General features: G+C 67.8%; 21 protein-coding genes, 1 other RNA gene and 1 pseudogene. 12 read left to right on the top strand and 11 right to left on the bottom strand.

The annotated features are described in order from the left end of the window. Nucleotides 1–33: 33 nt before the first annotated feature. Nucleotides 34–292 (top strand): annotated as a pseudogene (locus CY658_RS20360) (helix-turn-helix domain-containing protein); the annotation flags it as partial. A 97-nt stretch (nucleotides 293–389) separates the two neighbouring features. On the opposite strand, the gene CY658_RS20355 reads toward CY658_RS20360, so the two are convergent. Next, nucleotides 390–2093 carry a site-specific integrase gene (locus tag CY658_RS20355; RefSeq protein WP_180838997.1) on the bottom strand — a complete coding sequence of 568 codons (1704 nt, stop codon included), beginning with the start codon at nucleotides 2091–2093 and terminating at the stop codon, nucleotides 390–392. A gap of 115 nt (nucleotides 2094–2208) precedes the next feature. Beyond that, nucleotides 2209–2305: signal recognition particle sRNA small type (gene ffs / locus CY658_RS20350), an RNA gene on the bottom strand. 113 nt (nucleotides 2306–2418) lie between these two features. Between ffs and dnaX the strand changes: the two genes are divergently transcribed. The 7 genes from dnaX (at nucleotide 2419) to CY658_RS20315 (ending at nucleotide 8607) form a co-directional block, all read left to right on the top strand. Next, entirely contained in the window at nucleotides 2419–4284 is a 1866-nt protein-coding gene (gene dnaX, locus CY658_RS20345; RefSeq protein ID WP_101491889.1) for a DNA polymerase III subunit gamma/tau, read from the top strand. A gap of 73 nt (nucleotides 4285–4357) precedes the next feature. After that, entirely contained in the window at nucleotides 4358–4690 is a 333-nt protein-coding gene (locus CY658_RS20340) for a YbaB/EbfC family nucleoid-associated protein (protein ID WP_007836669.1), read from the top strand. A 7-nt stretch (nucleotides 4691–4697) separates the two neighbouring features. Then, nucleotides 4698–5288, top strand: a complete 591-nt coding sequence (recR, locus tag CY658_RS20335; RefSeq protein WP_101491888.1) for a recombination mediator RecR — start codon at nucleotides 4698–4700, stop codon at nucleotides 5286–5288. A gap of 51 nt (nucleotides 5289–5339) precedes the next feature. Next, on the top strand, nucleotides 5340–5732 hold the full coding sequence (locus tag CY658_RS20330) for an MAPEG family protein (RefSeq protein WP_101491887.1): 393 nt from the start codon (nucleotides 5340–5342) through the stop codon (nucleotides 5730–5732). Nucleotides 5733–5871: 139 nt separating this feature from the next. After that, nucleotides 5872–6909 carry an ABC transporter substrate-binding protein gene (locus tag CY658_RS20325; RefSeq protein WP_101491886.1) on the top strand — a complete coding sequence of 346 codons (1038 nt, stop codon included), beginning with the start codon at nucleotides 5872–5874 and terminating at the stop codon, nucleotides 6907–6909. Between the two features lie 52 nt (nucleotides 6910–6961). Then, nucleotides 6962–7777, top strand: a complete 816-nt coding sequence (locus CY658_RS20320) for an ABC transporter ATP-binding protein (protein WP_101491885.1) — start codon at nucleotides 6962–6964, stop codon at nucleotides 7775–7777. After that, the gene (locus CY658_RS20315) at nucleotides 7774–8607 is read left to right on the top strand and encodes an ABC transporter permease (protein WP_056580161.1); all 834 of its coding nucleotides are present in this window, start codon (nucleotides 7774–7776) and stop codon (nucleotides 8605–8607) included. Before CY658_RS20320 ends, CY658_RS20315 begins: the two co-directional genes overlap by 4 nt. Nucleotides 8608–8643: 36 nt before the next feature. On the opposite strand, the gene CY658_RS20310 is transcribed toward CY658_RS20315, so the two are convergent. The 3 genes from CY658_RS20310 to gloB all read right to left on the bottom strand — a co-directional run bounded on the left by CY658_RS20310 (nucleotide 8644) and on the right by gloB (nucleotide 12831). Continuing rightward, nucleotides 8644–10404 carry a monovalent cation:proton antiporter-2 (CPA2) family protein gene (locus tag CY658_RS20310; protein WP_101491884.1) on the bottom strand — a complete coding sequence of 587 codons (1761 nt, stop codon included), beginning with the start codon at nucleotides 10402–10404 and terminating at the stop codon, nucleotides 8644–8646. A 64-nt stretch (nucleotides 10405–10468) separates the two neighbouring features. Next, complete coding sequence (locus CY658_RS20305; RefSeq protein WP_101491883.1) at nucleotides 10469–12055, bottom strand: transglycosylase SLT domain-containing protein; 1587 nt, start codon at nucleotides 12053–12055, stop codon at nucleotides 10469–10471. After that, nucleotides 12052–12831 carry a hydroxyacylglutathione hydrolase gene (gloB, locus tag CY658_RS20300; RefSeq protein WP_101491882.1) on the bottom strand — a complete coding sequence of 260 codons (780 nt, stop codon included), beginning with the start codon at nucleotides 12829–12831 and terminating at the stop codon, nucleotides 12052–12054. The genes CY658_RS20305 and gloB overlap by 4 nt, the downstream gene beginning before the upstream one ends. On the opposite strand from gloB, the gene CY658_RS20295 reads away from it, so the two are divergent. Further along, nucleotides 12830–13600, top strand: a complete 771-nt coding sequence (locus CY658_RS20295; protein ID WP_225616680.1) for a class I SAM-dependent methyltransferase — start codon at nucleotides 12830–12832, stop codon at nucleotides 13598–13600. The genes gloB and CY658_RS20295 overlap by 2 nt on opposite strands. A gap of 73 nt (nucleotides 13601–13673) precedes the next feature. Then, nucleotides 13674–14123, top strand: a complete 450-nt coding sequence (gene rnhA, locus CY658_RS20290) for a ribonuclease HI (protein ID WP_101491881.1) — start codon at nucleotides 13674–13676, stop codon at nucleotides 14121–14123. Between the two features lie 25 nt (nucleotides 14124–14148). Here rnhA and moeA read toward each other — a convergent pair whose 3' ends face one another. From moeA to CY658_RS20270, 4 genes are read right to left on the bottom strand one after another with little or no spacing between them, the layout of a single operon-like run. Then, nucleotides 14149–15459 carry a molybdopterin molybdotransferase MoeA gene (gene moeA, locus CY658_RS20285; protein WP_101491880.1) on the bottom strand — a complete coding sequence of 437 codons (1311 nt, stop codon included), beginning with the start codon at nucleotides 15457–15459 and terminating at the stop codon, nucleotides 14149–14151. Then, nucleotides 15456–16100: a molybdenum cofactor guanylyltransferase MobA gene (mobA, locus tag CY658_RS20280; protein WP_101491879.1), complete on the bottom strand. Its 645-nt coding sequence runs from the start codon at nucleotides 16098–16100 to the stop codon at nucleotides 15456–15458. Before mobA ends, moeA begins: the two co-directional genes overlap by 4 nt. An 11-nt stretch (nucleotides 16101–16111) precedes the next feature. After that, complete coding sequence (moaA, locus tag CY658_RS20275; RefSeq protein WP_101491878.1) at nucleotides 16112–17251, bottom strand: GTP 3',8-cyclase MoaA; 1140 nt, start codon at nucleotides 17249–17251, stop codon at nucleotides 16112–16114. A gap of 49 nt (nucleotides 17252–17300) precedes the next feature. Continuing rightward, nucleotides 17301–18590: a serine hydrolase domain-containing protein gene (locus CY658_RS20270; RefSeq protein WP_101491877.1), complete on the bottom strand. Its 1290-nt coding sequence runs from the start codon at nucleotides 18588–18590 to the stop codon at nucleotides 17301–17303. A 239-nt stretch (nucleotides 18591–18829) separates the two neighbouring features. On the opposite strand from CY658_RS20270, the gene CY658_RS20265 reads away from it, so the two are divergent. Both CY658_RS20265 and CY658_RS20260 read left to right on the top strand, forming a co-directional pair. Continuing rightward, a complete protein-coding gene (locus tag CY658_RS20265) occupies nucleotides 18830–19465 on the top strand; it encodes a superoxide dismutase (RefSeq protein ID WP_101491876.1) in 636 nt (211 codons plus the stop codon). Nucleotides 19466–19511: 46 nt separating this feature from the next. Beyond that, nucleotides 19512–20411: a ZIP family metal transporter gene (locus tag CY658_RS20260; protein ID WP_257884943.1), complete on the top strand. Its 900-nt coding sequence runs from the start codon at nucleotides 19512–19514 to the stop codon at nucleotides 20409–20411. A gap of 24 nt (nucleotides 20412–20435) precedes the next feature. On the opposite strand, the gene CY658_RS20255 is transcribed toward CY658_RS20260, so the two are convergent. Both CY658_RS20255 and CY658_RS20250 read right to left on the bottom strand, forming a co-directional pair. Next, on the bottom strand, nucleotides 20436–21869 hold the full coding sequence (locus CY658_RS20255; RefSeq protein ID WP_101491874.1) for an aldehyde dehydrogenase family protein: 1434 nt from the start codon (nucleotides 21867–21869) through the stop codon (nucleotides 20436–20438). Nucleotides 21870–21924: 55 nt separating this feature from the next. Then, nucleotides 21925–22482, bottom strand: a complete 558-nt coding sequence (locus tag CY658_RS20250; protein WP_101491873.1) for a peroxiredoxin — start codon at nucleotides 22480–22482, stop codon at nucleotides 21925–21927. Nucleotides 22483–22603: the final 121 nt, after the last annotated feature.

The raw sequence follows: 22603 nt of genomic DNA, 5'->3' as shown, positions 1-22603 counted from the left end.
CCCTGCTCATTTTTAAAGCAGGGGATCCTAGGAGTGATAGACGTGGCGACATTGAGTGTCATCAGACGCTGGGCCCTGCGCGAGCAGATGTCCATTCGCGAGATAGCCAGGCGTACAGGCCTGTCTCGCAACACCGTAAAGAAGTACCTGCGAGCCGGCGATGAAGAGCCGCGCTACGCCAAGCGGACGAGCTCAAGCAAGCTCGATCCCTATGCCGAGAAGCTCGCGACCTGGCTCGCGATCGAGGCAACCAAATCGCGCAAACAGCGGCGCAATCTGCGACAGATCCACACACCCAACCTAAAAAGGAGAACACCAAGCACTTATCCACACTGTGAAGCCTTCAGGCTCACAAAACGGGTGGGTCAGTATTCAATGGAAATCTAGGGTCAGAGATCGGCGGAATCCAACAGCCCCACAACGGGCAACGTGAGGGCGGGGTACCGGATCGCCTCGACGGCCTCCTGAACCTCGCTCAGCGTGCGATGGTCATAGACCACCGTGCCGATACTGCCCACGGTCTTGTGTCCCGTCACCTTGTCCATGGTGCCCTCGTTGACCCCCGCTTTGCGCATCAGCGGGCGCACCGTGTGGCGCAGGTAGTGGAACGTAGGCGCGAGCCCCATTGCCTTGCAGTGAGCCCCGAACCACCGCCCGAAGAAGTCGCTCGGCTTCCCTTCGCGCAACGGCAGGGACGGCCACAGGGAATCGCTGCCGGCCTCCTTGATGGTCTTCACGTACTTCAGGAATCCGAGTCGCACCAGTTCGCTGTGAATGGGCACGCTCCGATGTCCTGCGTCGCTCTTGATGCTCTGGCCTTCCCCCTCGTTGGTTAGCACAAGGACATCGATGCCCTCGACCTTCTGAACATCGACCGTGCGAAGCTGGCAGAGTTCTCCCAGGCGGGTTCCTGTGAAGAGGCCCAAGAGGGGAATCCAGTAGGCGGCCTCTCGACCTGCATACCGGGCATCGGGCAGGGCGTAGACAGTGTGCAGCGGCGCCGAGAACAGAGTGGTCAGTTCGGCATTCGTCCACGGCCTCCGCTTGTTGGTCGTCGTGGTCTTGATGTCCAAGCCGCGCCACGGCTGTTTGGGTATCCACTCAAGGGTTTCATGAGCGAACTTCAAGAGGGACTTGATGTTCGTCAGTCGGTCACGCGCCGTCTTTGTGGTGTTGCAGTTCTCGCGCAGCCATGTCCGGTACGTGTCGCCAATCTCTCGCGTGATGTCGGCAAGAGCGAGGCCCTTGTGCTGCCCCTCGAACTGCTTGAGGGCACGGTCATAGACTGCGAGGGAGTCCGTAGAGCGGGCTTTGTCGCCTGACACTTTCCACTTGTCGTAGACATCACGCAGGGTTCGGGCTTTGGCCTTGGCGAAGGTTGTGAAGGGCTGTGAGGTGTGCGGAACTGCAGGGGTTTCAATGGCCTCACCAACGTCCCGAAGCGCGGCTTCCTGTCGAGCCTTGCGGTAGGCCATCAAGCATGCGCCGAGAGCCTCTTGAGCTCCCTCCGCATGGGGATCAAATGAAAGTCCCAGCTTGAGCGCCTCGAAGCGTACCAGCGGCAGTACAGCGGCACGTCTACGTTTTGCCAGATCAGCGCCAGCGCGAGCATTGAGCAGGGCATTCAAGCCCGCCAGGGTTTCGGCGTCGTCATCGTGAAGCCCCGCACCGAGCCCGACATCGCGAACGGGAGGGCGGTAGGGCGTGGGACCGCCGATTGACAGCGAGGTACGTCCACGATGCTCGATGGCCTTTATGGCGTCGGTGAACGGCGCAAGTGTTGCGGGGTCATCGCGCAAAGACTCATCCTGCCGGAGCACCCGAGCGCGCACCCTCAGGGCCAACTCTTGGGCTAGTTCCGGCGTGATGACTGCAAGCGGCTCGGGCTTCAGTTCGCGGCGCTTTGCGGCGAATTCAGCCAGCCATTCGGCACGCTTCATGGTGCCCCGCGCGGTGGCTTCGCGACGGTCGCTTGTTTCCAATGCGAGGTTCATCGCGCGCTTTCCGTAGACCTGCCTGAGGTCGGGTGGAATCACGATGTTGATGTACCACCGAGTGCCCCGCAAATTCAGCCCCGTGAGGGTGCTTGCCATGTCTTTCTCCAAGGTCATGGCTGTGCGAGGTTCTACAGGAAGGTTCTACAGACCGGGGCTCGTAACCCCTTGTCAGCGCGTAAGTTATTGAAAACTCACGGCTTCTGGATGTTAGGTTGACGAGCCTTACCCCTGGCACTGACTACGCAGTTAGGGCTGCTTGGTTCCCCACCTGACCCGGTTGGCCACTTCACCATGCAGGGAGGCCCGTCAACCTGCATTCTAACCGCGTGAATTTGTCCCCTTTGCCGGGGCGTGAATCATTTCGAAGGGGACGGGAAACAAGCGTGAAGTGACCCCCGCCGCGCCTTTTAGAATGCCCGCAATGTCTTATCTCGTGCTCGCTCGCAAGTTCCGTCCGAAAACCTTCGGTGAGATGGTCGGTCAGGGGCATGTGGTCCAGGCGCTGGAAAATGCGCTGACGACGCAGCGCCTGCACCACGCCTATCTGTTCACCGGGACGCGAGGCGTGGGCAAGACCACGGTGTCGCGCATCCTGGCCAAGTCGCTCAACTGCCAGGGCCCGGACGGGCAGGGCGGCATCACGGCCACGCCCTGCGGTGTGTGCCAGGCCTGTCGCGACATCGATTCGGGCCGCTTCGTCGACTACACCGAGCTCGACGCGGCCTCCAACCGCGGCGTGGACGAAGTGCAGTCGCTGCTCGAACAAGCGGTCTACAAGCCGGTGCAGGGGCGCTTCAAGGTCTTCATGATCGACGAAGTGCACATGCTCACGAACACCGCGTTCAACGCGATGCTCAAGACGCTCGAGGAGCCGCCCGAGTACCTCAAGTTCGTGCTGGCCACGACCGATCCGCAGAAGGTGCCGGTCACGGTGCTGTCGCGCTGCCTGCAGTTCAACCTGCGGCCGATGGCGCCCGAGACGATCCTCGAACACCTGACAGGCGTGCTGCAGACCGAGCAGGTGCCGGCCGAGCCGCAGGCGCTGCGCCTGCTGGCGCGCGCCGCACGCGGTTCGATGCGCGACGCGCTCTCGCTCACCGACCAGGCCATCGCGTTCGGCAACGGCGAACTGCTCGAGACCGGCGTGCGCCAGATGCTCGGCAGCGTCGATCGCGGCCATGTGTTCCGCCTGATCGAGGCGCTCGCACAAGGCGACGGCAAGACCGTGGTCGACACCTCCGAGGCGCTGCGCCGTGACGGCATGTCCGCCGCGTCGACGCTCGAAGAAATGACGTCGGTGCTGCAAGCCATGGCCGTGCTGCAGGCCGTGCCCTCGCGCGCCGAATCGGCCGACGCGGCCACCGACCCCGACGCGGCCGACACGGCCCGCCTGGCGTCGCTGATGCCGGCCGACGAGACCCAGCTGCTCTACAGCCTGTGCCTGCACGGGCGCGGCGAGCTGGGCCTGGCGCCCGACGAGTACGCGGCGCTGACCATGGTGCTGTTGCGGCTGCTGGCCTTCAAGCCCTCCAATGCGGCCGCCTCGACGGCCTCCACGGAAAAAAAAACTCTGAATGACGCCGGCGGCGCCGCGCCGCGGGCTCCCGCGCGCGAAGCCGCCCCGGTTTCCCGGCCTTCGGTGCCCGATTCGGCACCCGCTGCCGCGCCTTCCACGCCCGCCTTTTCGCAGCAACCGCCCGCGCAGTCGATGCCGGCTGGCCAGCGGCTGACGGTGGTCGATGCCCCGCAGCGCCAGCCCATGCCCCGGCCTGCCCCGCAGGAGGCGTCCGACGCGCCCGCAGCTCATGTGGTCGGCGTGCCGATCCGCGTGCAACCGCCGCCCGGCCAGCGCGACGTGCCGCGCGAAGAAGAACAGCGCAGCACCTACACCCCGATCCCGCCGAGCGAAGAGGGCGACTTCTGGCACACCACGGTCATGCAGCTCGTCGCCGCCGAAAGCGTGGCAGCACTGGCGCGCGAGCTGGCGCTGCAGTCGCAGCTGGTGGCGCGCGACACCGACCAGTGGATGCTGCGCATCGAGCGCGAAACCCTCAACCAGCCCTCCAGCCGCGAGAAGCTCACGGCGGCGCTGCAGGGCCTCGGCCACAATGTGAGGCTGGCCATCGAGATCGGCGGCGTGGTCGACAGCCCGGCGCGCCGCAACAAGCAGGCGGCCGACGAGCGCCAGCGGGTGGCCGAGGAAGCCATTCGCAGCGACCCCGAGGTGCAGATGCTGATGCGCGACTTCGATGCGAAGATCGTGCCCGGATCGCTGAAGCCCCTCTGAAACCGGCGCCGCAGTCGCCGCATTTTTCGACCGTATTCTTTCCATCACCAACCCATCACAGACAGGACCAACGATGTTCAACAAAGGACAACTGGCCGGCCTCATGAAGCAGGCGCAGGCAATGCAGGACAACCTCAAGAAGGCCCAGGAAGAACTGGCGCACATCGAGGTCGAAGGCGAGTCGGGCGCCGGTCTCGTCAAGGTCGTCATGACCTGCAAGCACGACGTCAAGCGCATCACCATCGACCCCAGCCTGCTGGCCGACGACAAGGACATGCTCGAAGACCTCGTGGCTGCCGCCTTCAACGCCGCCGTGCGCAAGGCCGAGGAAACCAGCGAGCAGAAGATGGGCAAGCTCACCGCCGGCATGCCCGGTCTGCCCCCTGGCATGAAGCTCCCGTTCTAAGCGAGGCATGGCAGACGCCAGTTCGCTTGATGCGCTGGTCGATGCGCTGCGCCGGCTGCCCGGTGTCGGCGTCAAGTCGGCCTCGCGCATGGCGTTCCACTTGCTGCAGCACGACCGCGAGGGCGCGCAGTTGCTCGCGCGCGCGTTGCAGCAGGCAGCAGGCCAGGTGCGGCATTGCGAGCTGTGCAACACCTTCACCGAAGCGCCGATCTGCCATGTCTGCATGGACTCGCGGCGTGACGGTACCAAGCTGTGCGTGGTCGAGACACCGGCCGACCAGGCCGCACTCGAACGCACAAACGCCTTTCGCGGCTACTACTTCGTGCTCATGGGCAAGCTCAGTCCGCTCGACGGCATCGGGCCGAAGGACATCGGCCTGCAGAAGCTGTTCGACCGCGCACGCGACGGCACGGTGAGCGAGGTCATCCTCGCGACCAACTTCACTGCCGAAGGCGAGGCCACCGCGCACGTGATCGGCGAAGCGCTCAAGCAGCACGGGCTCACCGTGACGCGTCTCGCGCGCGGCGTGCCGGCCGGCAGCGAGCTCGAGTACGTCGACCTCGGCACCATCGCGCACGCACTGGTCGATCGCCGCTGACGCGCGGCCTGTTCAAGGCCGCGTTCGTTCTTCCCTCTTGTTGTCGTCACCATGACCCTCTCCTTGCTCACCGTCGCCTACTGGTGCGTGTTCATCGCCTGCGGCCTGCCGTACCTCGCGGCATGGATCGCGAAGGCGGGCAACTTCGGTCCGCGCGACAACCTGCAGCCGCGCGACTGGGCGGCCAAGCAAAGCGGCTGGCGTGCGCGTGCCAACAGCGCGCAGGCCAACAGCTTCGAAGGCCTGCCGTTCTTCATCGGTGCGGTGCTCATTGCGCACCAGCTCGGCGTGGCGCAGGCGCGGCTCGACATGCTTGCGGTGGCCTATGTGGTGCTGCGTGTGGTCTACCTCGGCCTGTACATCCGTGGCGCTGCGAGTGCGCGCAGCGCGGTCTGGGCACTCGCGTTTCTGGTCAATATCGCGATACTTTTTCTGGCCCGATAACGCGGGGGCGAAGGCTTCTCCAGGAGGCCTTCGTGCTTACGTGAAAACCCGCACGGGATGACCCCGATGCAGGCCGGCGGCGCGCACGCCTAAGCTCGATTCACCTTACAAAGAATCACAGAGCCCGCAGGACCGCGCCATGCTTCATCGCAGAACCCTCATTTCCGCCTCCGCCGTCGCTGCCGCAGCGATTGCATTGCCGCGGGTCTTTGCGCAGCAGGCCAAGCTGGAGAAGACCAAGGTCTCCATCGCAGTGGGCGGCAAGGCGGCGTTTTATTACCTCCCGCTCACCATCTCCGAACAGCTCGGCTACTTCAAGGCCGAAGGCCTCGAGGTCGAGATCTCCGACTTCGCCGGCGGTGCGCGTGCATTGCAGGCGGTGGTGGGCGGCTCGGCCGATGTCTGCTCGGGTGCGTACGAACACACGATCAACCTGCAGGCCAAGAACCAGTTCTTCCAGGCCTTCGTGCTGCAGGGACGCGCACCGCAGATCGCGGTAGGCGTGTCGACGAAGAACATGGCGGGCTACACCGGCATCCAGGATCTCCGGGGCAAGAAGATCGGTGTCTCGGCACCGGGCTCCTCGACCAACATGGTGGCCAACCTCGTGCTCTCGCGCGGCGGCCTCAAGGCCAGCGACGTGAGCTTCATCGGCGTGGGCGTGGCGGCCGGTGCGCTCACCGCGCTGCGCTCGGGCCAGATCGACGCCATCAGCAACACCGACCCGGTGATGACGATGCTCGAGCAGAAGGGCGACGTGAAGATCATCAGCGACACGCGCACGCTCAAGGGCACCGAGCAGGTGTTCGGTGGGCCGATGCCCGCGGCCTGCCTCTATGCGCCGACCGACTTCATCCAGAAGCACCCCAACACCTGCCAGGCGCTGGCCAACGCGATCGTGCGCGGCCTCAAGTGGCTGCAGACGGCGGGGCCGGGCGACATCATCAAGACGGTGCCCGAGACGTATCTGCTCGGCGACCGCGCGCTGTACCTCGCGTCGTTCGACAAGGTGCGCGAGTCCATCGCCACCGACGGCCTCGTGCCGGCCGAGGGGCCGAGGACGGCGCTCAACGCCATCGCGAGCTTCGACACCGCGGTGAAGGCCGACAAGATCGACCTCGCCAAGACCTACACCAACGATTTTGCAAAGCGTGCGAAAGACAGGTTCAAAGCCTGACTGCGAACGTCTCCGCGACCCGGCCTCGGCCGGGTTTTTTCTTCCTGACGCCATGTCCGACTACGCACTCGAACTCCTTTCCATCCGCTGCACCTTCCATTCGAAGGACGACCCGGGCCAGCGCTACACGGCGGTGGACGACACCACGCTGCGCATCGGCGCCGGCGAGTTCGTCTCGGTGGTCGGACCCACGGGCTGCGGCAAGTCGACACTGCTGAATGTGGGCGCGGGGTTGCTCGAGCCGTCGTCGGGCGGGGTGAAGGTCTTCGGCCAGGCGCTCACGGGCGTCAACAAGCGCGCGGGCTACATGTTCCAGACCGAGGCGCTGATGCCGTGGCGCAGCGCCATCGACAACGTGAAGGTGGGGCTGCAGTACCGCGGTGTGTCCGATGCCGAGGCGCATGCGCAGGCCGAGGCCTGGCTCTCGCGCGTGGGCCTCACGGGCTTCGGCGACCGCTATCCGCACCAGCTCTCGGGCGGCATGCGCAAGCGCGTGGCGCTGGCGCAGACGCTGGTGCTCGACCCCGACATCATCTTGATGGACGAGCCCTTCAGCGCACTCGACGTGCAGACGCGGCAGCTGATGGAAAACGAAGTGCTCGAACTGTGGAGCGCCAAGAGGAAGGCCGTGCTCTTCATCACGCACGACCTCGACGAGGCGATTGCGATGAGCGACCGCGTGGTCGTGCTGTCGGCGGGCCCGGCGACGCGACCGATCGGCGAGTTCGTGATCGACCTGCCGCGTCCGCGCGACGTGGCCGAGGTGCGCACGCAGCCGCGCTTCGTCGAGCTGCATCGGCAGATCTGGGAAGTGCTGCGCGACGAAGTGCTCAAGGGCTACGCGCAGCAACTGAGGAAGGCCGCATGATGCCGCGCCTCGACGCGCGCCATGCGCGCTTCTGGCAGCTGATGCTGCTGGCCGTGATCCTGGTGGCCTGGCACGTGGCTTCGCGCAACGACCAGATCGCGTTCTTCCTCGGCCAGCCGATCGTGGTGGCGGGGCGCATCTGGAGCTGGTTCCTGCCCTTCGAGGTGCCGCCGAACCTGCTGTTTCCCGAAGGCCTGAAGGGCAACGCCGACATCTACCGCCACCTGGGCACCACGCTGCTCGAAACGGTGCTGGCCTTCGGCATCGGCACGGCGCTCGGGCTGGGCTGCGGCCTGTGGCTCGCGCTGGCGCCCACGGCGAGCCTGATCCTCGACCCGTACATCAAGGCCGCCAACTCGATGCCGCGCGTGATCCTCGCGCCGATCTTCGCGCTGTGGTTCGGCCTGGGTATCTGGAGCAAGGTGGCGCTGGCGGTCACGCTGGTGTTCTTCATCGTGTTCTTCAACGTCTACCAGGGCGTGCGCGAAGTGAGTCCGGTGGTGCTGGCCAACGCGAAGATGCTGGGCGCCAACCAGCGGCAGCTGCTGCGCACGGTGTACCTGCCGAGCGCCACGAGCTGGGTGTTCTCCAGCCTGCACACCTCGGTGGGCCTGGCCTTCGTCGGCGCGGTGGTGGGGGAGTACCTGGGCTCGGCGCGCGGCGTGGGCTACCTGATCCTGCAGGCCGAGGGCACCTTCGACGTGAACACGGTCTTTGCGGGCATCGTGGTGCTCACGGCCTTTGCGCTGGCGCTCGACGGGCTCGTGGGGCTGATCGAGAAGCGGCTCATGAAGTGGCAGCCGCGCAGCGGCGAGACCGAAAAGCTCTGAGTCGCGCGTTGAACGCGTTCGACGCGCTCGGTGCCTTCAGTGCGTCTGGCGCGTCTCGGTGTTGACCTGCACCAGCGCACGCCCCGCGAAGAGGCCGCCCGACATCTCGAGCACCAGCCGCTCCTTGTCGCGCCGGCGCAGGTCGTCGATCACCTCATCGGCTTCCTCGGGCGTGGCACCCAATGCGACCACACCTTGCCGGCCGAAGACCATCGCCGATTCGAAGGTCTCGCGGATCTGGTAATCGACGTCGAGCTTCACGAGCGCGACCGCATGCTCGCGGTCGAAGGCGCGCACCATCAGGTGCGCATGCGGGAACTCGGCCTTCACAAGTTCCGCGATGCGCGTGGCCACGGCGCGGTTGTCGATGCACACCATGATCGCGCGCGCGTTGTGCGCGCCGGCCGCGTGCAGCACGTCGGCGCGCGCGCCGTCGCCGTAGTACACCTTGAAGCCGAAGTCGGCGGCGTCGCGGATCACCTGCGTGTCGTTGTCGATGATCGAGATGGACGCACCGCGCGCCAGCGCGCCCTGAATCGCGATCTGCCCGAAGCGGCCGAAGCCGATGACGAGCACGTTGCCGGCCAGCGCCTCGGCTTTCTCCACGCCTTCCATCGATGCCTGCACGGTGGGCGCGAAGCGGCGATGCACCAGCACCACGAGCGGCGTGAGCGCCATCGACAGCACCACCACCGCCGTCATGTTGGCGTTGACCGTCGGGCTGATCACCTTGGCGGCGAGCGCCGACGAGAACAGCACGAAGGCGAACTCGCCACCTTGCGCCATGAGCACGGCGCGGTCGATCGCGTCGGCGGGCGAACTCTTGGCAAGCCGCGCCACGCCGTAGATGCACAGCGCCTTGACCACCATCATCGAGACCACGCCCGCGACGATGAGCTGCCAGTTCTGCGCCACCACCGCGAGGTCGAGCGACATGCCCACGCCGATGAAGAACAGCCCGAGCAGCAGCCCGCGGAAGGGCTCGATGTCGGCTTCGAGTTGATGCCGGAAGGTCGATTCCGACAGCAGCACGCCGGCCAGGAAGGCGCCCATGGCCATCGACAGGCCGCCGAGCTGCATCAGCAGCGCCGCACCCAGCACCACGAGCAGCGCGGCGGCCGTCATGACTTCGCGCGCCTTGGAATTGGCGAGCACGCGGAACAGCGGGTTGAGCAGCCAGATGCCGGCCGCCACCAGCGCCGCGAGCGCACCCACGGCGATGCCGACGCCGACCCAGCGCGAGGGCGCCACGGCTTGCTGCGCCGCATCGACCGGCGCGATGAAGGCGACGATGGCCAGCAGCGGCACGATCAGCAGGTCTTCGAAGAGCAGCACGGCCACGATCTTCTGGCCGCGCGGCGCGGCGATGTCGCCGCGCTCGCCGAGCAGTTGCATCACGATGGCGGTCGAGGTGAGCACGAAGCCCATCGCGCACACGAACGAAACGGCGAGCGGGAAGCCGAAGGCCATGCCCACGCCGGTCAGCAGGATGCCGCACACCACCACCTGCAGGCTGCCCAGGCCGAAGATGTCGCGTCGCATGCTCCACAGGTGCGAAGGGCGCATCTCGAGCCCGATCACGAAGAGGAACATCACGACGCCGAGTTCGGCCGTGTGCAGGATGGTCTGCGGGTCGGTGAAGAGACCGAGGCCGAAGGGCCCGATGGCCAGGCCCGCGGCCAGGTAGCCGAGCACCGAGCCCAGCCCGAGCCGCTTGAACAACGGCACGGCCACGACGGCCGCTCCCAACAGCGTGACGACCTTGATGAGATCGCCCGCGCTTCCTTCGACTGCCATGGCCTGTCCTCCTGATATCGCTTTTATCGTCGAGGCCCGGCACCGCCCGCCGGCAGGGCAACGATCAGCGCTTGCGCTTGGACGGCGTGCCGCCGCGCGGCTGGCGCGCCACCACCTGCTTGGCGCTGCTGCTGCGTGCGACGGTCTTGCTGGGCGTGCCGCCGCGCTTGGAGGTGGCGACGGCGGCGCGTCCATGCGCTGCGCCCGTGCCGACACGCGCCGATGCCGAGGCGCGCACCGGCAGGTACACGACCACGCTGTAGCCGCGCTTGAAGGCGTGGTTCGTGTTGACGTCGTTCCAGTCGGCCACGGCGGCAGGCTTGAGGTTGTAGCGGCGCGCGATGCTCGCCACGTTGTCCGAGCGGCCCGCCTTGACGGTGGTGCGGCGCGTGATGATCTCGGGCTGGAAGCTCAGGTGGCCGCCATCGGCCACCACGGCTGCCACGTCTTCCTTGACGCGCGCGCCGCGCGGCACGATGAGCGTGGAGCCGGCCTTGATGAGCATGCGCGGCGGCACGTTGTTGAGCGCGCGCAGGTCCGATTCGCTCATGCCCGAGCGCTGGGCGGCGTCGGCCACCGTCATGGTGCTGGGCACGACCCAGGCGGTCCAGCTGGCGTACTGGCCTTGCGTGTAGGCGTCGAAGTTGCGCTTGAAGACCGCCGCGTTGTCCCAGGGCAGCAGGATGTCGGAGGTGCCGGCCGCGATCAGCACGGGCTTGTGGGCGGCGGGGTTGAGCGCGCGAAAGTCTTCGATGCGCACGTCGGCCAGCTTGGCCGCCAGTTCCACGTCGAGGTCGCGCGTGAGCGGCACGGTCTGGAAGTAGGGGTGGTTGGCGATCAGCGGCAGCTCGGCGTTGAAGGCCTGCGGATTCGCCACGATGTTCTTCACGGCCTGCAGCTTGGGCACGTAGAGCCGCGTTTCGGCCGGCATCGACAGGTCGCTGTAGGTGGTGGGCAGGCCCAGGCGCTGGTTCTTGGCGATGGCGCGTCCCACGCTGCCTTCGCCCCAGTTGTAGGCGGCGAGCGCGAGCTGCCAGTCGCCGAACATGCCGTAGAGCTTCTGCAGGTAGTCGAGCGCGGCGCGGGTGGAGGCCACCACGTCGCGGCGGTCGTCGCGGAAGATGTTCTGCTTCAGGTCGAAGTCGGTGCCGGTGGCTGGCATGAACTGCCACATGCCGGCGGCGCGCGCGCTCGACACGGCCTGCGGATTGAAGGCGCTCTCGATGTACGGCAGCAGCGCCAGCTCGGTCGGCATGTTGCGGCGCTCGAGCTCTTCAACGATGTGGAAGATGTACTTGTTCGAGCGCTCGGTCATGCGCTGGATGTAGTCGGGCCGGCTGGCGTACCACTGCTCGCGGTCGCGCACCAGGTCGCTCTCGAGGTTGGGCATCTTGAAACCGCGGCGGATGCGGTCCCACATGTCGGCGGGCGGGGCCAGCGTGACCACGCTTTGCGAACGGGCCTGGCCGCTGGTCAGCGGGCTGAGGTTGGGGTCGCGCGGATAGACCGGCGTGGCGCTGCCGGACGGGCGGGCGCCCGTGCCGCCGACGTTGGCGGTGGTGGTCGAGGAAGAAGAAGCGCTGTTGTCCGTGCTCGCGCAGCCCGCGAGTACCAGTGAACCTGCGAGGCAGGTGGCAACAATAAATTTCATCGGAAGTCGTTTTTCCATTGGCGCAGTGCGGCGAACACCTCGGCTTCGGCGGCATCCGCGGAAAGCTCGGCATGGGCCCGCACTGCTCGAAAGACGGTGGCTTCGCGGCTGCGAAGAAAGGGGTTGATCCGGCGTTCGATCGCCAGTTGCGACGGCAGCGTGGGCTGCCCTTGTGCGCGCAGGCTTTCGCAATGCGCGTTGTAGTGAGTGAGTTCGTCGTTGCCGGGTTCCACGGCGCGGGCGAACTTCAGGTTAGCAAGTGTGTATTCGTGCGCGCAGCACACACGCGTGTCGCCGGGCAGCGCGGCCAGCGCGTCGAGCGAGGCGAGCATCTGCGCGGGCGTGCCCTCGAACAGGCGACCGCAGCCGCCCGAGAAGAGGGTGTCGCCGCAGAACAGCACGGGAGCCTGCGCGGCCGAGGCCGGCAGGAAGTAGGCAATGTGCCCGGCCGTGTGGCCCGGCACGTCGATGACCTCGAAGCGCAGGCCCAAGGCCTGTGCAACGTCGCCCTGCACCAGCGGCGTGTAGGGCTCGGGGATGCGCTCGCGCGCGGGGCCCCACACCTTCGCACCCGTGGCCGCATGCAGCGCGGCCACGCCGCCCGTGTGATCGGCGTGGTGGTGCGTGACTAGAATCGCGGCCAGCTGCAGCTTGTGGTGCGCCAACGCATCGAACACCGGTTGAGCATCGCCCGGGTCCACCACGATGGCGTGGTGCCCGTCGTGCAGCATCCAGAGGTAGTTGTCAGCAAAAGCGGGCAGCGGAACAAGGGTCATGAGCGGTCAAATTATAGGTTTGCAGGATTGGTTCGCGACCCCCCCGGGCCGTTACCTCCTGGCCTGGGAACAGGCCCAGTTCGATGAAGCGGTGGCCGATGTTTTCGGTTACCACGCCTTGCAGCTCGGTGCCGCCGAGGTCGATGGGCTGCGCGCCAACCGCATGCCGCACCGCTGGCTGGCCCTGACCGATCCGATGCGGGCCGGCAAAGCCACGCTGGTGACTGACTTCACCGCCTTGCCGTTCGCGGCCAACAGCCTCGATCTCGTGGTGCTGCCGCACGCTTTGGAACTCAGTCCCGATCCGCACGCCACGCTGCGCGAGGTGGAGCGGGTGCTGGTGCCCGAGGGCCGCGTGGTGATCTGCGGCCTGAACCCGACCAGCCTGTGGGGCCTGCGGCAGCGCCGCGGGCACCTTTACCGGCGGCTGGGCCTGGGCGAGACCTTCCTGCCCGAGGCCGGCGAGTTCATCGGCTACTGGCGCATGCGCGACTGGCTGCGCCTCTTGAGCTTCGAGGTGGAGTCGGGCCGCTTCGGCATCTACCGGCCGGCGGTGCGCAGTGACGCCTGGCTGGAGCGCTCGCGGTGGATGGACGCCGCCGGCGAGCGCTGGTGGCCGATCTTCGGCGCGGCCTACTTCCTGGTGGCGGTGAAGCGCGTGCGCGGCATGCGCCTGCTGAGCGCCGACTGGCGCCGGGCGGCTGCGCGGGCGACGGCGCCCGTGCCCATCGCGGGCAAGGTGCACCGCAGCAAAGCGGGCAAGAATTGAACGAATTGAACAGAACACAGAAGCGGGCGGCATCGCCCGCATCGGGCAGCCACAGAAACAAGGAACAGTCAGTTTGAACGAAGTCGTGATCTACACCGATGGCGCATGCAAGGGCAACCCGGGACCGGGCGGCTGGGGCGCGTGGCTCAAGTCGGGCCCCACCGAGAAGGAGCTGTTCGGCGGTGAGCTCAACACCACCAACAACCGCATGGAGCTCACGGCCGTCATCGAAGGCCTGGCCGCGCTCAAGCGGCCCTGCAAGGTGCTGCTGTACCTCGACAGCCAGTACGTGCGCAAGGGCATCACCGAATGGATTCGCGGCTGGAAGGCCAAGGGCTGGATGACCGCCAGCAAGCAACCCGTGAAGAACGTCGAGCTCTGGCAGAAGCTCGACAAGCTGGTGGCCGAAGGCGGTCACCAGATCGAATGGCGCTGGGTGAAGGGCCACTCGGGCGACCCGGGCAACGAGCGGGCCGACATGCTGGCCAACAAGGGCGTGGACAAGGCCTTGGGTCGGATCTGACGGATCTGACCGCCGTTCTTCTCGGCTAGATCAGCCCTTCGAAGATCATCACGTCGACCTCCTGGCCGGCGCCGACATGGCCCAGGTCGTGGTGCAGCACCACGAGCCCGTTGGCCTCGAGCATCGAACTCAACACGCCCGAGCCCTGGTGCGCTGCCACCTGCACCTCGGGCAGCGACCCCGGCACCTGCCGGACGAAGCCGCGCTGGTACTCGGTGCGGCCCGGCTTCTTGCGGATGGGCCCCGCGCTGCGCGCGCGCAGCAGCGGCGGCGGGGCGGCAGCCGCGTCGTGGCAGCCCATGAGCCGCAGCAACGCCGGTCGCACGAAGGCCAAAAAGGCGACCATCGCCGCCACCGGATTGCCCGGCAGGCCGAACAGCACGACGGGCGTGGCTGCCGTCTCGCGCGGAATCAAACCCACCGCCAGCGGCCGTCCGGGCCGCATCGCGACCCGCCAGAAGGCCATGTCGCCCAGCTGCTGCATCACGTCGCGCGTGTGGTCGGCTGCGCCCACGCTCACGCCGCCGCTGGTGACGATGGCGTCGGCTTCGCGCGCCGCGCGCTGCAGCGTGGCCGCGAGCGTGACGGGGTCGTCGTGAACCAGGCCGAGGTCGATCACCTCGCAGCCCAACCGCGTGAGCAGGCCGAACAGCGTGTAGCGGTTGCTGTCGTACACGGCGCCTTCGCGCGGCGTGTCGCCCAGGCAGAGGATTTCGTCGCCGGTCGAGAAGTACGCCACGCGCAGCCGGCGCCGCACGGTCACGCGCCCCATGCCGAGGCTGGCGACCATGCCGAGTGCGGCCGGCAACAGGCGTTCGCCGCGCCGCAGCGCCGGCTGGCCCTGCATCAGGTCTTCGCCCGCGAGGCGGCGGTTGTCGCCGCGGCCCAGCACGCGGGCCGGAAAGCAGACCTGGTCGCCGTCGACCTTGCAGAACTCCTGCGGGATCACGGTGTCGAGGCCGGCCGGCATCATCGCGCCGGTCATGATGCGCACCGCGTCGCGCGGCCCCAGCGCGCCGCGCCAGGCCGAGCCGGCCAGCGCCGTGCCCGCCACATGCAGCGTGAGCGAATGGTCGATGGGCGCGTTGGCCGGCAGCAGCGCGCCGTCGAAGGCGTAGCCGTCCATCGCGGAGTTGTCGTGCGGCGGCACGCTCACAGGCGAGACGAGGTCTGCGGCCAGCACGCGGCCGAGCGCGTCGCGCAGCGCGAGGTCTTCGGTGTCGGCCACAGCCAGCGGCGTGACGAGGCGCGCGAGAAAAGCGGTGACGGTGTCGACGTCGAGGTCGCCCGCGTCGTAGTCCGCGAGGTCGGCGGCAATGGCGGCGATGCGGCTCATGGCTGTTCGAGCGTCTGCAGTTCGGCCAGCGTGTTCGCGTTGAAGAAAGCTTCAGGGGCGTCGCCGGGGCGGTCGAAGGGAACGGTCGCGGCGCCGTGCTGCGCGGTCCAGGCGCCGACCTTGCGGCCGCCGTCTTCGACAAAGCGCCGCAGGCTGTCGCGCAGTTCGATGTGCACGAGGCAGAACACCGGCTGCGGGCGCAGCACCGTGCGGCCGTCGGGGCCGGTTTCGGGGGCGCTGGCCATGGCGATGCGCGCGCGGTGGCCGTCGGCGGCGAGGGCCTCGGCCAGCCGCGCCGCCAGGTCGGGCGGAAAGCGCGGCGTGTCGCAGGGCACGGTGAGCAGCCAGGGCGTGGGGCAGTGTTCGAGCCCGCTCAGCATGCCGGCCAGCGGCCCGGGGTGGTCGGGCACGCTGTCGGCGAACACGGGCACGCCCAGCGCTTCGTAGGCGGCGAAGTTCCGGTTGGCGTTGATGAGCACGCCGCCGACCTGCGGGCGCAGCCGTTGCACCGCGTGCGCGGCGAGCGGCTCGCCCTGGAGCAGTTGCAGGCCCTTGTCGACCCCGCCCATGCGGGTGCCGCGTCCGCCAGCGAGCACGAGGCCCGTGATGTCGGCCGGGGTGATGGCCGGTGCGGTACCCATGGCTGGCGGCCTCATCCGCCGATGTAGCTCATTTCGACGCGCCGGGGCGCCGCCGCATCGGGCGCGCTGTCGTCGGGGCCGCGCAGTGCGCGCAGCTCGGAATAACGGTCGGCGCGGCCCTGCCAGATGTGGCCGATGGCGGAGGCGATGTCGTCGTCGCTCGCCGGGCCGCGCAGGAGCGGACGCAGGTCGTGGCCGGCGTTCGCGAACAGGCACAGGTAGAGCTTGCCCTCGGTCGACAGGCGCGCGCGGCTGCAGTCGTGGCAGAAGGCCTGGGTCACGCTGCTGATCACGCCGATTTCGCCGCCGCCGTCGGCGTAGGCCCAGCGTTGGGCGGTTTCGCCAGGCGTCGTGGCTTCGAGCGGCACCAGCGGAAACTCCGCTGCGATACGCGCGATGACCTCGGCCGAGGGCAGCACCTCGTCCATGCGCCAGCCGTTGGTGGCGCCCACGTCCATGTACTCGATGAAGCGCAACACGACCTTGCCGCCGTGGTGCTCGCGGAAGTAACGCGCCATCGGCAGGATTTCTTGCTCGTTGGTGCCGCGCTTGACCACCATGTTGACCTTGATCGGGCCCAGGCCCGCCGCAATGGCTGCGTCGATGCCGGCCAGCACGTCGGCCACAGGAAAGTCGACGTCGTTCATGTGGCGGAACACGGCGTCGTCGAGGCTGTCCAGGCTCACCGTCACGCGCTGCAGGCCGGCGGCTTTCAGCGCGGCGGCCTTGCGTTTCAGCAGCGAGCCGTTGGTGGTCAGCGTGAGCTCGAGCGGGTCGCCGTCGGGCGTGCGCAGCTCGGCCAGCTGCCCGATGAGCCCTTCGATGTGCTTGCGCAGCAGAGGTTCGCCACCGGTGAGGCGGATCTTGCGCACGCCGTGCGAGGCGAACAGGCGCGCCAGGCGCGTGATTTCCTCGAAGCTCAGCAGGGCGCTGTGCGGCAGGTACTGGTAGTCCTTGTCGAACACGTCCTTCGGCATGCAGTAGCTGCAGCGGAAGTTGCAGCGATCGGTCACGCTGATGCGCAGGTCGGTCAGCGGGCGGCCGAGCCGGTCGGCCAGCAGGCCGGTGGCGGGCACGGCGACATCGGGCGCGGCCACGACGGCGTGGCCCGCGGGGGCGATCGGAATGACGGTGCTGCTGCTGTTCTTCATGGGGCGATGCCGATTTTGCGCCAAGGCCCGCGGGCGCGCGCCATGCGGGCTACTTCAGCACGGCCGCATAGACCATGTTGCGCGCGAGGCTTCGATAGTGGGTGCGGTACTTGGGCGACTGCAGCATCAGCACGACGAACATTTCGTTCTTCGGATCGACCCACATGTAGGTGCCGCCCGCGCCGCCCCAGTTGTATTCGCCGCCGCCGGACGGGTAGGGCGCCTCGCCGTCGTTGCGGCGCACCGCGAAGCCCAGGCCGAAGCCGTAGCCGGGGCCCGGCAGGTACAGCGGGCCGGGCGCGATGCCGGCGCCAGCGTTCGAATGGTCGGTCGTCATCAGCGCCAGCGTGCGCGGGCCGAGGTAGCGCGTGCCATCGAGCGTGCCGCCGTTGAGCAGCATCTGCAGGAAGCGCGCGTAGTCGGACGCGGTCGACACCAGCCCGCCGCCGCCCGATTCGAGCTTGCGTGCGATGCGCGGGTCGTTCAGGTCGGCGCCCACGCCGAAGCTGCGGTCGCTCGGCAGCGGCTCGGCAATGCGCGGCTGGCGCGCCGGTTCGGGCACGTAGTACGTGGTGTCCTTCATGCCCAGCGGGTCGAACAGGCGCGCCTTTTCGAACTGGTACAGCGACTGGCCCGACACCACCTCGACCACGCGGCCCAGGATGTCGGTCGAATAGCTGTAGTCCCAGGTCGTGCCGGGCTGGTAGGCCAGCGGCAGTTTGGCCAGGCGCTGCGAGAACTCGGCGCTGGTCGGGTCGCCGGCCGCCAGGTCGGCGGCGTTGTAGGCCTGCTTCACCAGCCCCGGGCCGAAGAAGCCGTAGGTCAGGCCCGAGGTGTGGCGCATCAGGTCCTGCACGGTGATCGGGCGGCGCGCGGGCACGGTCTCGAGCACGGGCTTGCCGTCGGCGCCGGGCTTCTCGACGCCCACCGTCATGCGGGCGTACTCGGGCAGGTACATCGCGACCGGGTCGTCCAGCTTCATGCGACCGTCTTCGACCAGCATCATCGCGGCGACCGTGGTGACGGGCTTGCTCATCGAGTAGATGCGGAAGATGCCGTCGCGCGGCATCGGCGTGCCGGCCGCTGCGTCGAGCTTGCCGACCGGTTCGAACCACGCGACCTTGCCCTGGCGCGCGACCAGCAGCACCGCACCGGGAATCTTGCCGGCGGCCACATCGGCCTTGAGCACGTCGGTGAGCTTCTGCAGGCGTTCGCTGGAAAGGCCCACGGACTCGGGCCGAGCGGTGGGCAGCGACTGGGCGGTGGCGAGCAGCGGCAGGGCGAGGCTCAGGCCGAGCAGGGCCGTGCGCACCAGGGCGCGGCGCTTCAGGAAAGTCATGCGTGTTGTCTCCGTCGGTGGTGGAAGGATGGAACCGGCAGGACGGTCTTGACGCCGTCCGTTCGAACCGGTCGCGGGGCAGTGTATCGGTGGATCGCCCGGGGCGAGCTGGCCGATTGGCGGCATCTATGGCGCCGATATCTTGACGCAGACAATGAGAATTACTATCATTTGAACGCCTGAGTACGCAGCACAAGCACCACGCAAAGGGCTCTCTTCAATCAAGGAGCTTCCGAACCGTGCCGTACACCCTGCCAGCCTTGCCCTATGCCTTCGACGCGCTCGAACCCCACATCGACGCGCAGACGATGGAAATCCACCACGGCAAGCACCATCAAACCTACGTGAACAACCTCAATGCGGCGTTGAAAGACACGCCGCTTGCGGACACGTCGGTCGAAGCGCTCATTGCCGGCGTCGAGGAACTGCCCGAGGCGCTGCGCGCGCCCGTGCGCAACAACGGCGGCGGTCACGCCAACCACAGCCTGTTCTGGACCGTCATGGCCCCGGTGGGCCAGGGCGGCGGCGGGGCGCCTTTGGGCGCGCTCGCGAAAGCCATCGACACCGACCTGGGCGGTTTCGACGCCTTCAAGGACACCTTCACCAAGGCCGCGCTCACGCGCTTCGGCAGCGGCTGGGCCTGGCTGGTCGTCGGTGCCGATGGCACGCTGGCCGTGGAAAGCAGCGGCAACCAGGACAGCCCGCTGATGCGCGGCATCGGCTCGGGCAAGACCCCGATCCTGGGCCTGGACGTGTGGGAGCACGCCTACTACCTGAAGTACCAGAACCGCCGCCCCGAGTACATCGCGGCCTTCTACAACGTGGTGAACTGGGCCGAAGTGGCCCGCCGCCATGCCGCCGCGACCGGCGGCTGATGACTCGAAGAGGAGCCCGCCCATGAACGACTCGCCGCAGGGCACGATGGCCACACAGCCATCGCCAAGGTCGCCGCGCACGGTGCGCGAATGGATCGGCTTTGCCATCGTCGCGGCCGGTGTGCTGGCGCTGGCGTCGCAGTTCTGGTCTTTCGTGCGCGCCGACCCGATGGTGTGGAACGCGCTGCGCGGCGGTTCGGTGGCGGCACTGGCGACCGCGCTGGGCACGTTGCCGGTGCTGTTCTCGCAGAGGCTGCCCGACAAGCTGCAGGACACGCTGTTCGGCTTCGGTGCCGGCGTGATGCTCGCGGCCTGTGCCTTCTCGCTGATCATTCCCGGGCTGGACGCGGCCAAGTCGACGGGCGTCTTCGGCGGCGGCGACTGGGCGGCCGGCGGCGTGATCGGGGCGGCCATCCTGCTCGGCGGGCTGGTGCTCATGACCATGGACCGCGTGCTGCCGCATGAGCATTTCATCAAGGGCCGCGAAGGGCAGACGGGGCGACAGCTGCGCCGCACCTGGCTCTTCGTGTTCGCGATCGCGCTGCACAACGTGCCTGAGGGCCTGGCCATCGGCGTCGGCTACGCGGCCAACAACGGCGTGCGCGCCGATGCGCTCGCCACCGGCATCGCGATCCAGGACGTGCCCGAAGGACTGGTGGTGGCTGTGGCGCTGCTGGCGGCTGGCTACAGCCGCCTGTTCGCGGTGCTGATCGGCATGGCGTCAGGCTTGGTCGAGCCGCTCGGCGCCGTGCTCGGCGCGGCGGTGGTGGGCCATTCGGCGATGCTGCTGCCCTGGGGGCTGGGCTTTGCGGCGGGTGCGATGCTGTTCGTGATCAGCCACGAGATCATTCCCGAATCACACCGCAAAGGGCACGAAACCTATGCGACCAGCGGGTTGATGATCGGCTTCGTGCTCATGATGTTGCTGGACACCGCGCTGGGCTGACGCCCGGGCGCGGCGCCGTCGGCCTCAGCCGTGCTTGATGGCGATAGTCTTGAGCGTCGTGAAGCCGTACAGCGCCTCGAAACCCTTCTCGCGCCCGTAACCTGACGACTTCACGCCGCCGAAGGGCAGCTCCACGCCGCCGCCTGCACCGTAGTTGTTGATGAACACCTGGCCGCTCTTCACGCGCTTGGCCATGCGGAACTGGCGCGCGCCGTCGGCGGTCCAGACACCGGCCACGAGGCCGAACTGGGTGGCGTTGGCGAGTGCGACGGCTTCGTCTTCGTCGGCGAACTGCATCGCGGCGAGCACGGGGCCGAACACTTCTTCCTGCGCCAGGCGATGGTCCACGGGCACGTCGCGCAGCAGGGTCGGGGCCTGGTAGAAGCCCGTCTCGGGCGCTTCCTCGACCACCACGCCCTGCGCCACCATCGGGATGCCGGCGTGTTGCGCGTCGCTCAAGAAGTCCCACACGCGCTGCTGCTGCGTCTGGCGGATCAGCGGGCCGACGTCGAGGTCCATCGCGGCGGGGCCGACGCGCAGGGCTTCGAAGGCATGGCCCAGGCGCTCGAGCAGGGGCTCGTAGATGTCGCGCTGGATCAGCACGCGTGAACCCGCCGAGCAGGTCTGGCCGGCGTTCTGCACGATGGCGTTGATGATCACCGGAATGGCCGCGTCGAGGTCGGCATCGGCAAAGATGATCTGTGGGCTCTTGCCGCCCAGTTCGAGCGTGACCGGGCAGTGCCGTTCGGCCGCCACCTGCTGGATCAGCGTGCCGATCTTCGGGCTGCCGGTGAAGCTGATGTGGTCGATGCCTTCGTGGCGTGCGAGTGCGTCGCCGACTTCATGGCCGTAGCCCGTCACGATGTTGAGCGCGCCGGCCGGAAAGCCGACCTCGGCCGCCAGCTGCGCCACGCGGATCAGCGACAGGCACGCGTCTTCGGCCGGCTTCACCACGCACACGTTGCCGGCCGCCAGGGCGCCGCCCACGCTGCGCCCGAAGATCTGCATGGGGTAGTTCCACGGAATGACGTGGCCCGTAACGCCGTGCGGCTCGCGCCAGGTGAAGACGCTGTAGCCGTCCTGGTAGGGAATGGTTTCGCCGTGCAGCTTGTCGCAGGCGCCGGCATAGAACTCGAAGTAGCGTACCAGCGCCACCGCGTCGGCGCGGGCCTGCTTGACGGGCTTGCCGCAGTCGCGCTGCTCGATGAGCGCGAGCTCGTCGACGTGCTCGGCGATCTTCTGCGAAAGCTTGAAGAGCAGGCGGCCGCGGTCGGCGGCGCTGACCTTGTGCCACACGCCCTCGAAGCAGTCGCGCGCGGCGCGCACGGCGGCGTCGATGTCGGCGGCGTTGCTGCGCTGGATCTCGTCGAAGGGCTGGCCGTCCGACGGGTCGATGACGGGGAGGGTGCGGCCGGAGGCGGAAGGAACGTCCGCGTTGGCGATGTAGTTGAGCTGCATGGGGCGAGATTTTGCGCGAAGCACGCGCCGCGCGTGGTGCCCCGGCCGGCCCGCCTTACTTCGCCGCAGTGGCTTTGGGCAGCGCGCGCACGGCGTTCAGCATGCGCTCGACGTGCTTGTCGGGGTTGAGGTTCTGGTAGTAGTAGGCGACCTTGCCGTCGGTCGCGATCACGTACGACAGGCGGTTGGCGAAGTCGGGCCGGGTCTGCATCAGCGCGTCGAAGCCCTGGATCACGGTCTTGCCCTGGTCGGACGCCACCGGAAAGCGGCTCTGGCAGGACTTGACCGAGAACTTGGAGAGCGTGTCGATGTCGTCGGCCGAGACGCCGATCACCGTGGCCCCGAGCGCGGTGAACTGGTCGACCGCCTCGGCGAAGGCGTGGGCCTCGATGGAGCAGTCGTTCGAGTCGGCCGCCGGAAAGAAGTACAGCACCACCGGCCCCTTGGCCAGCGCCTCGGCCAGCGAGTAGCGGAAGGTCTTGCCGCCGAGCGCGGCGGTGGCCGTGAACTTGGGCGCGGGGTCGCCGATGTCGAGTGCGGCGTGGGCACTGGGTACCCCGGCGGCGAGGGCCGCGGCCCACAAAGCGGTGCGCAAAAGGAGCGATCGGGCCATGATGTAACTCCGAAGCGAAGTGAACCGAATTCTAGGACGGCGCCTTGCGAAATGGGCCCTCGCTGAAACCGCAACCGGCGCGGCGGCGTACATCAGGGCAATGGCAACCACAACGACAAGA

Origin of the sequence: Variovorax sp. RO1, assembly GCF_002849325.1 — a bacterium.
Classification (GTDB): domain Bacteria; phylum Pseudomonadota; class Gammaproteobacteria; order Burkholderiales; family Burkholderiaceae_C; genus Variovorax.
The sequence above is the reverse complement of the archived record's forward strand: the minus strand, read 5'-3'. Positions and strand labels throughout refer to the sequence as shown.

Coding starts and splice junctions, on each gene's coding strand:
- CY658_RS20295 (WP_225616680.1), top strand. CDS start 12,830: ATGAGCGGTCAAATTATAGGTTTGCAGGATTGGTTCGCGACCCCCCCG.
- dnaX (WP_101491889.1), top strand. CDS start 2,419: ATGTCTTATCTCGTGCTCGCTCGCAAGTTCCGTCCGAAAACCTTCGGT.
- CY658_RS20260 (WP_257884943.1), top strand. CDS start 19,512: ATGGCCACACAGCCATCGCCAAGGTCGCCGCGCACGGTGCGCGAATGG.
- CY658_RS20330 (WP_101491887.1), top strand. CDS start 5,340: ATGACCCTCTCCTTGCTCACCGTCGCCTACTGGTGCGTGTTCATCGCC.
- CY658_RS20310 (WP_101491884.1), bottom strand. CDS start 10,404: ATGGCAGTCGAAGGAAGCGCGGGCGATCTCATCAAGGTCGTCACGCTG.
- CY658_RS20315 (WP_056580161.1), top strand. CDS start 7,774: ATGATGCCGCGCCTCGACGCGCGCCATGCGCGCTTCTGGCAGCTGATG.
- CY658_RS20325 (WP_101491886.1), top strand. CDS start 5,872: ATGCTTCATCGCAGAACCCTCATTTCCGCCTCCGCCGTCGCTGCCGCA.
- CY658_RS20250 (WP_101491873.1), bottom strand. CDS start 22,482: ATGGCCCGATCGCTCCTTTTGCGCACCGCTTTGTGGGCCGCGGCCCTC.
- CY658_RS20355 (WP_180838997.1), bottom strand. CDS start 2,093: ATGGCAAGCACCCTCACGGGGCTGAATTTGCGGGGCACTCGGTGGTAC.
- moaA (WP_101491878.1), bottom strand. CDS start 17,251: ATGAAGAACAGCAGCAGCACCGTCATTCCGATCGCCCCCGCGGGCCAC.
- recR (WP_101491888.1), top strand. CDS start 4,698: ATGGCAGACGCCAGTTCGCTTGATGCGCTGGTCGATGCGCTGCGCCGG.
- CY658_RS20320 (WP_101491885.1), top strand. CDS start 6,962: ATGTCCGACTACGCACTCGAACTCCTTTCCATCCGCTGCACCTTCCAT.
- gloB (WP_101491882.1), bottom strand. CDS start 12,831: ATGACCCTTGTTCCGCTGCCCGCTTTTGCTGACAACTACCTCTGGATG.
- CY658_RS20255 (WP_101491874.1), bottom strand. CDS start 21,869: ATGCAGCTCAACTACATCGCCAACGCGGACGTTCCTTCCGCCTCCGGC.
- CY658_RS20340 (WP_007836669.1), top strand. CDS start 4,358: ATGTTCAACAAAGGACAACTGGCCGGCCTCATGAAGCAGGCGCAGGCA.
- moeA (WP_101491880.1), bottom strand. CDS start 15,459: ATGAGCCGCATCGCCGCCATTGCCGCCGACCTCGCGGACTACGACGCG.
- mobA (WP_101491879.1), bottom strand. CDS start 16,100: ATGGGTACCGCACCGGCCATCACCCCGGCCGACATCACGGGCCTCGTG.
- CY658_RS20305 (WP_101491883.1), bottom strand. CDS start 12,055: ATGAAATTTATTGTTGCCACCTGCCTCGCAGGTTCACTGGTACTCGCG.
- CY658_RS20270 (WP_101491877.1), bottom strand. CDS start 18,590: ATGACTTTCCTGAAGCGCCGCGCCCTGGTGCGCACGGCCCTGCTCGGC.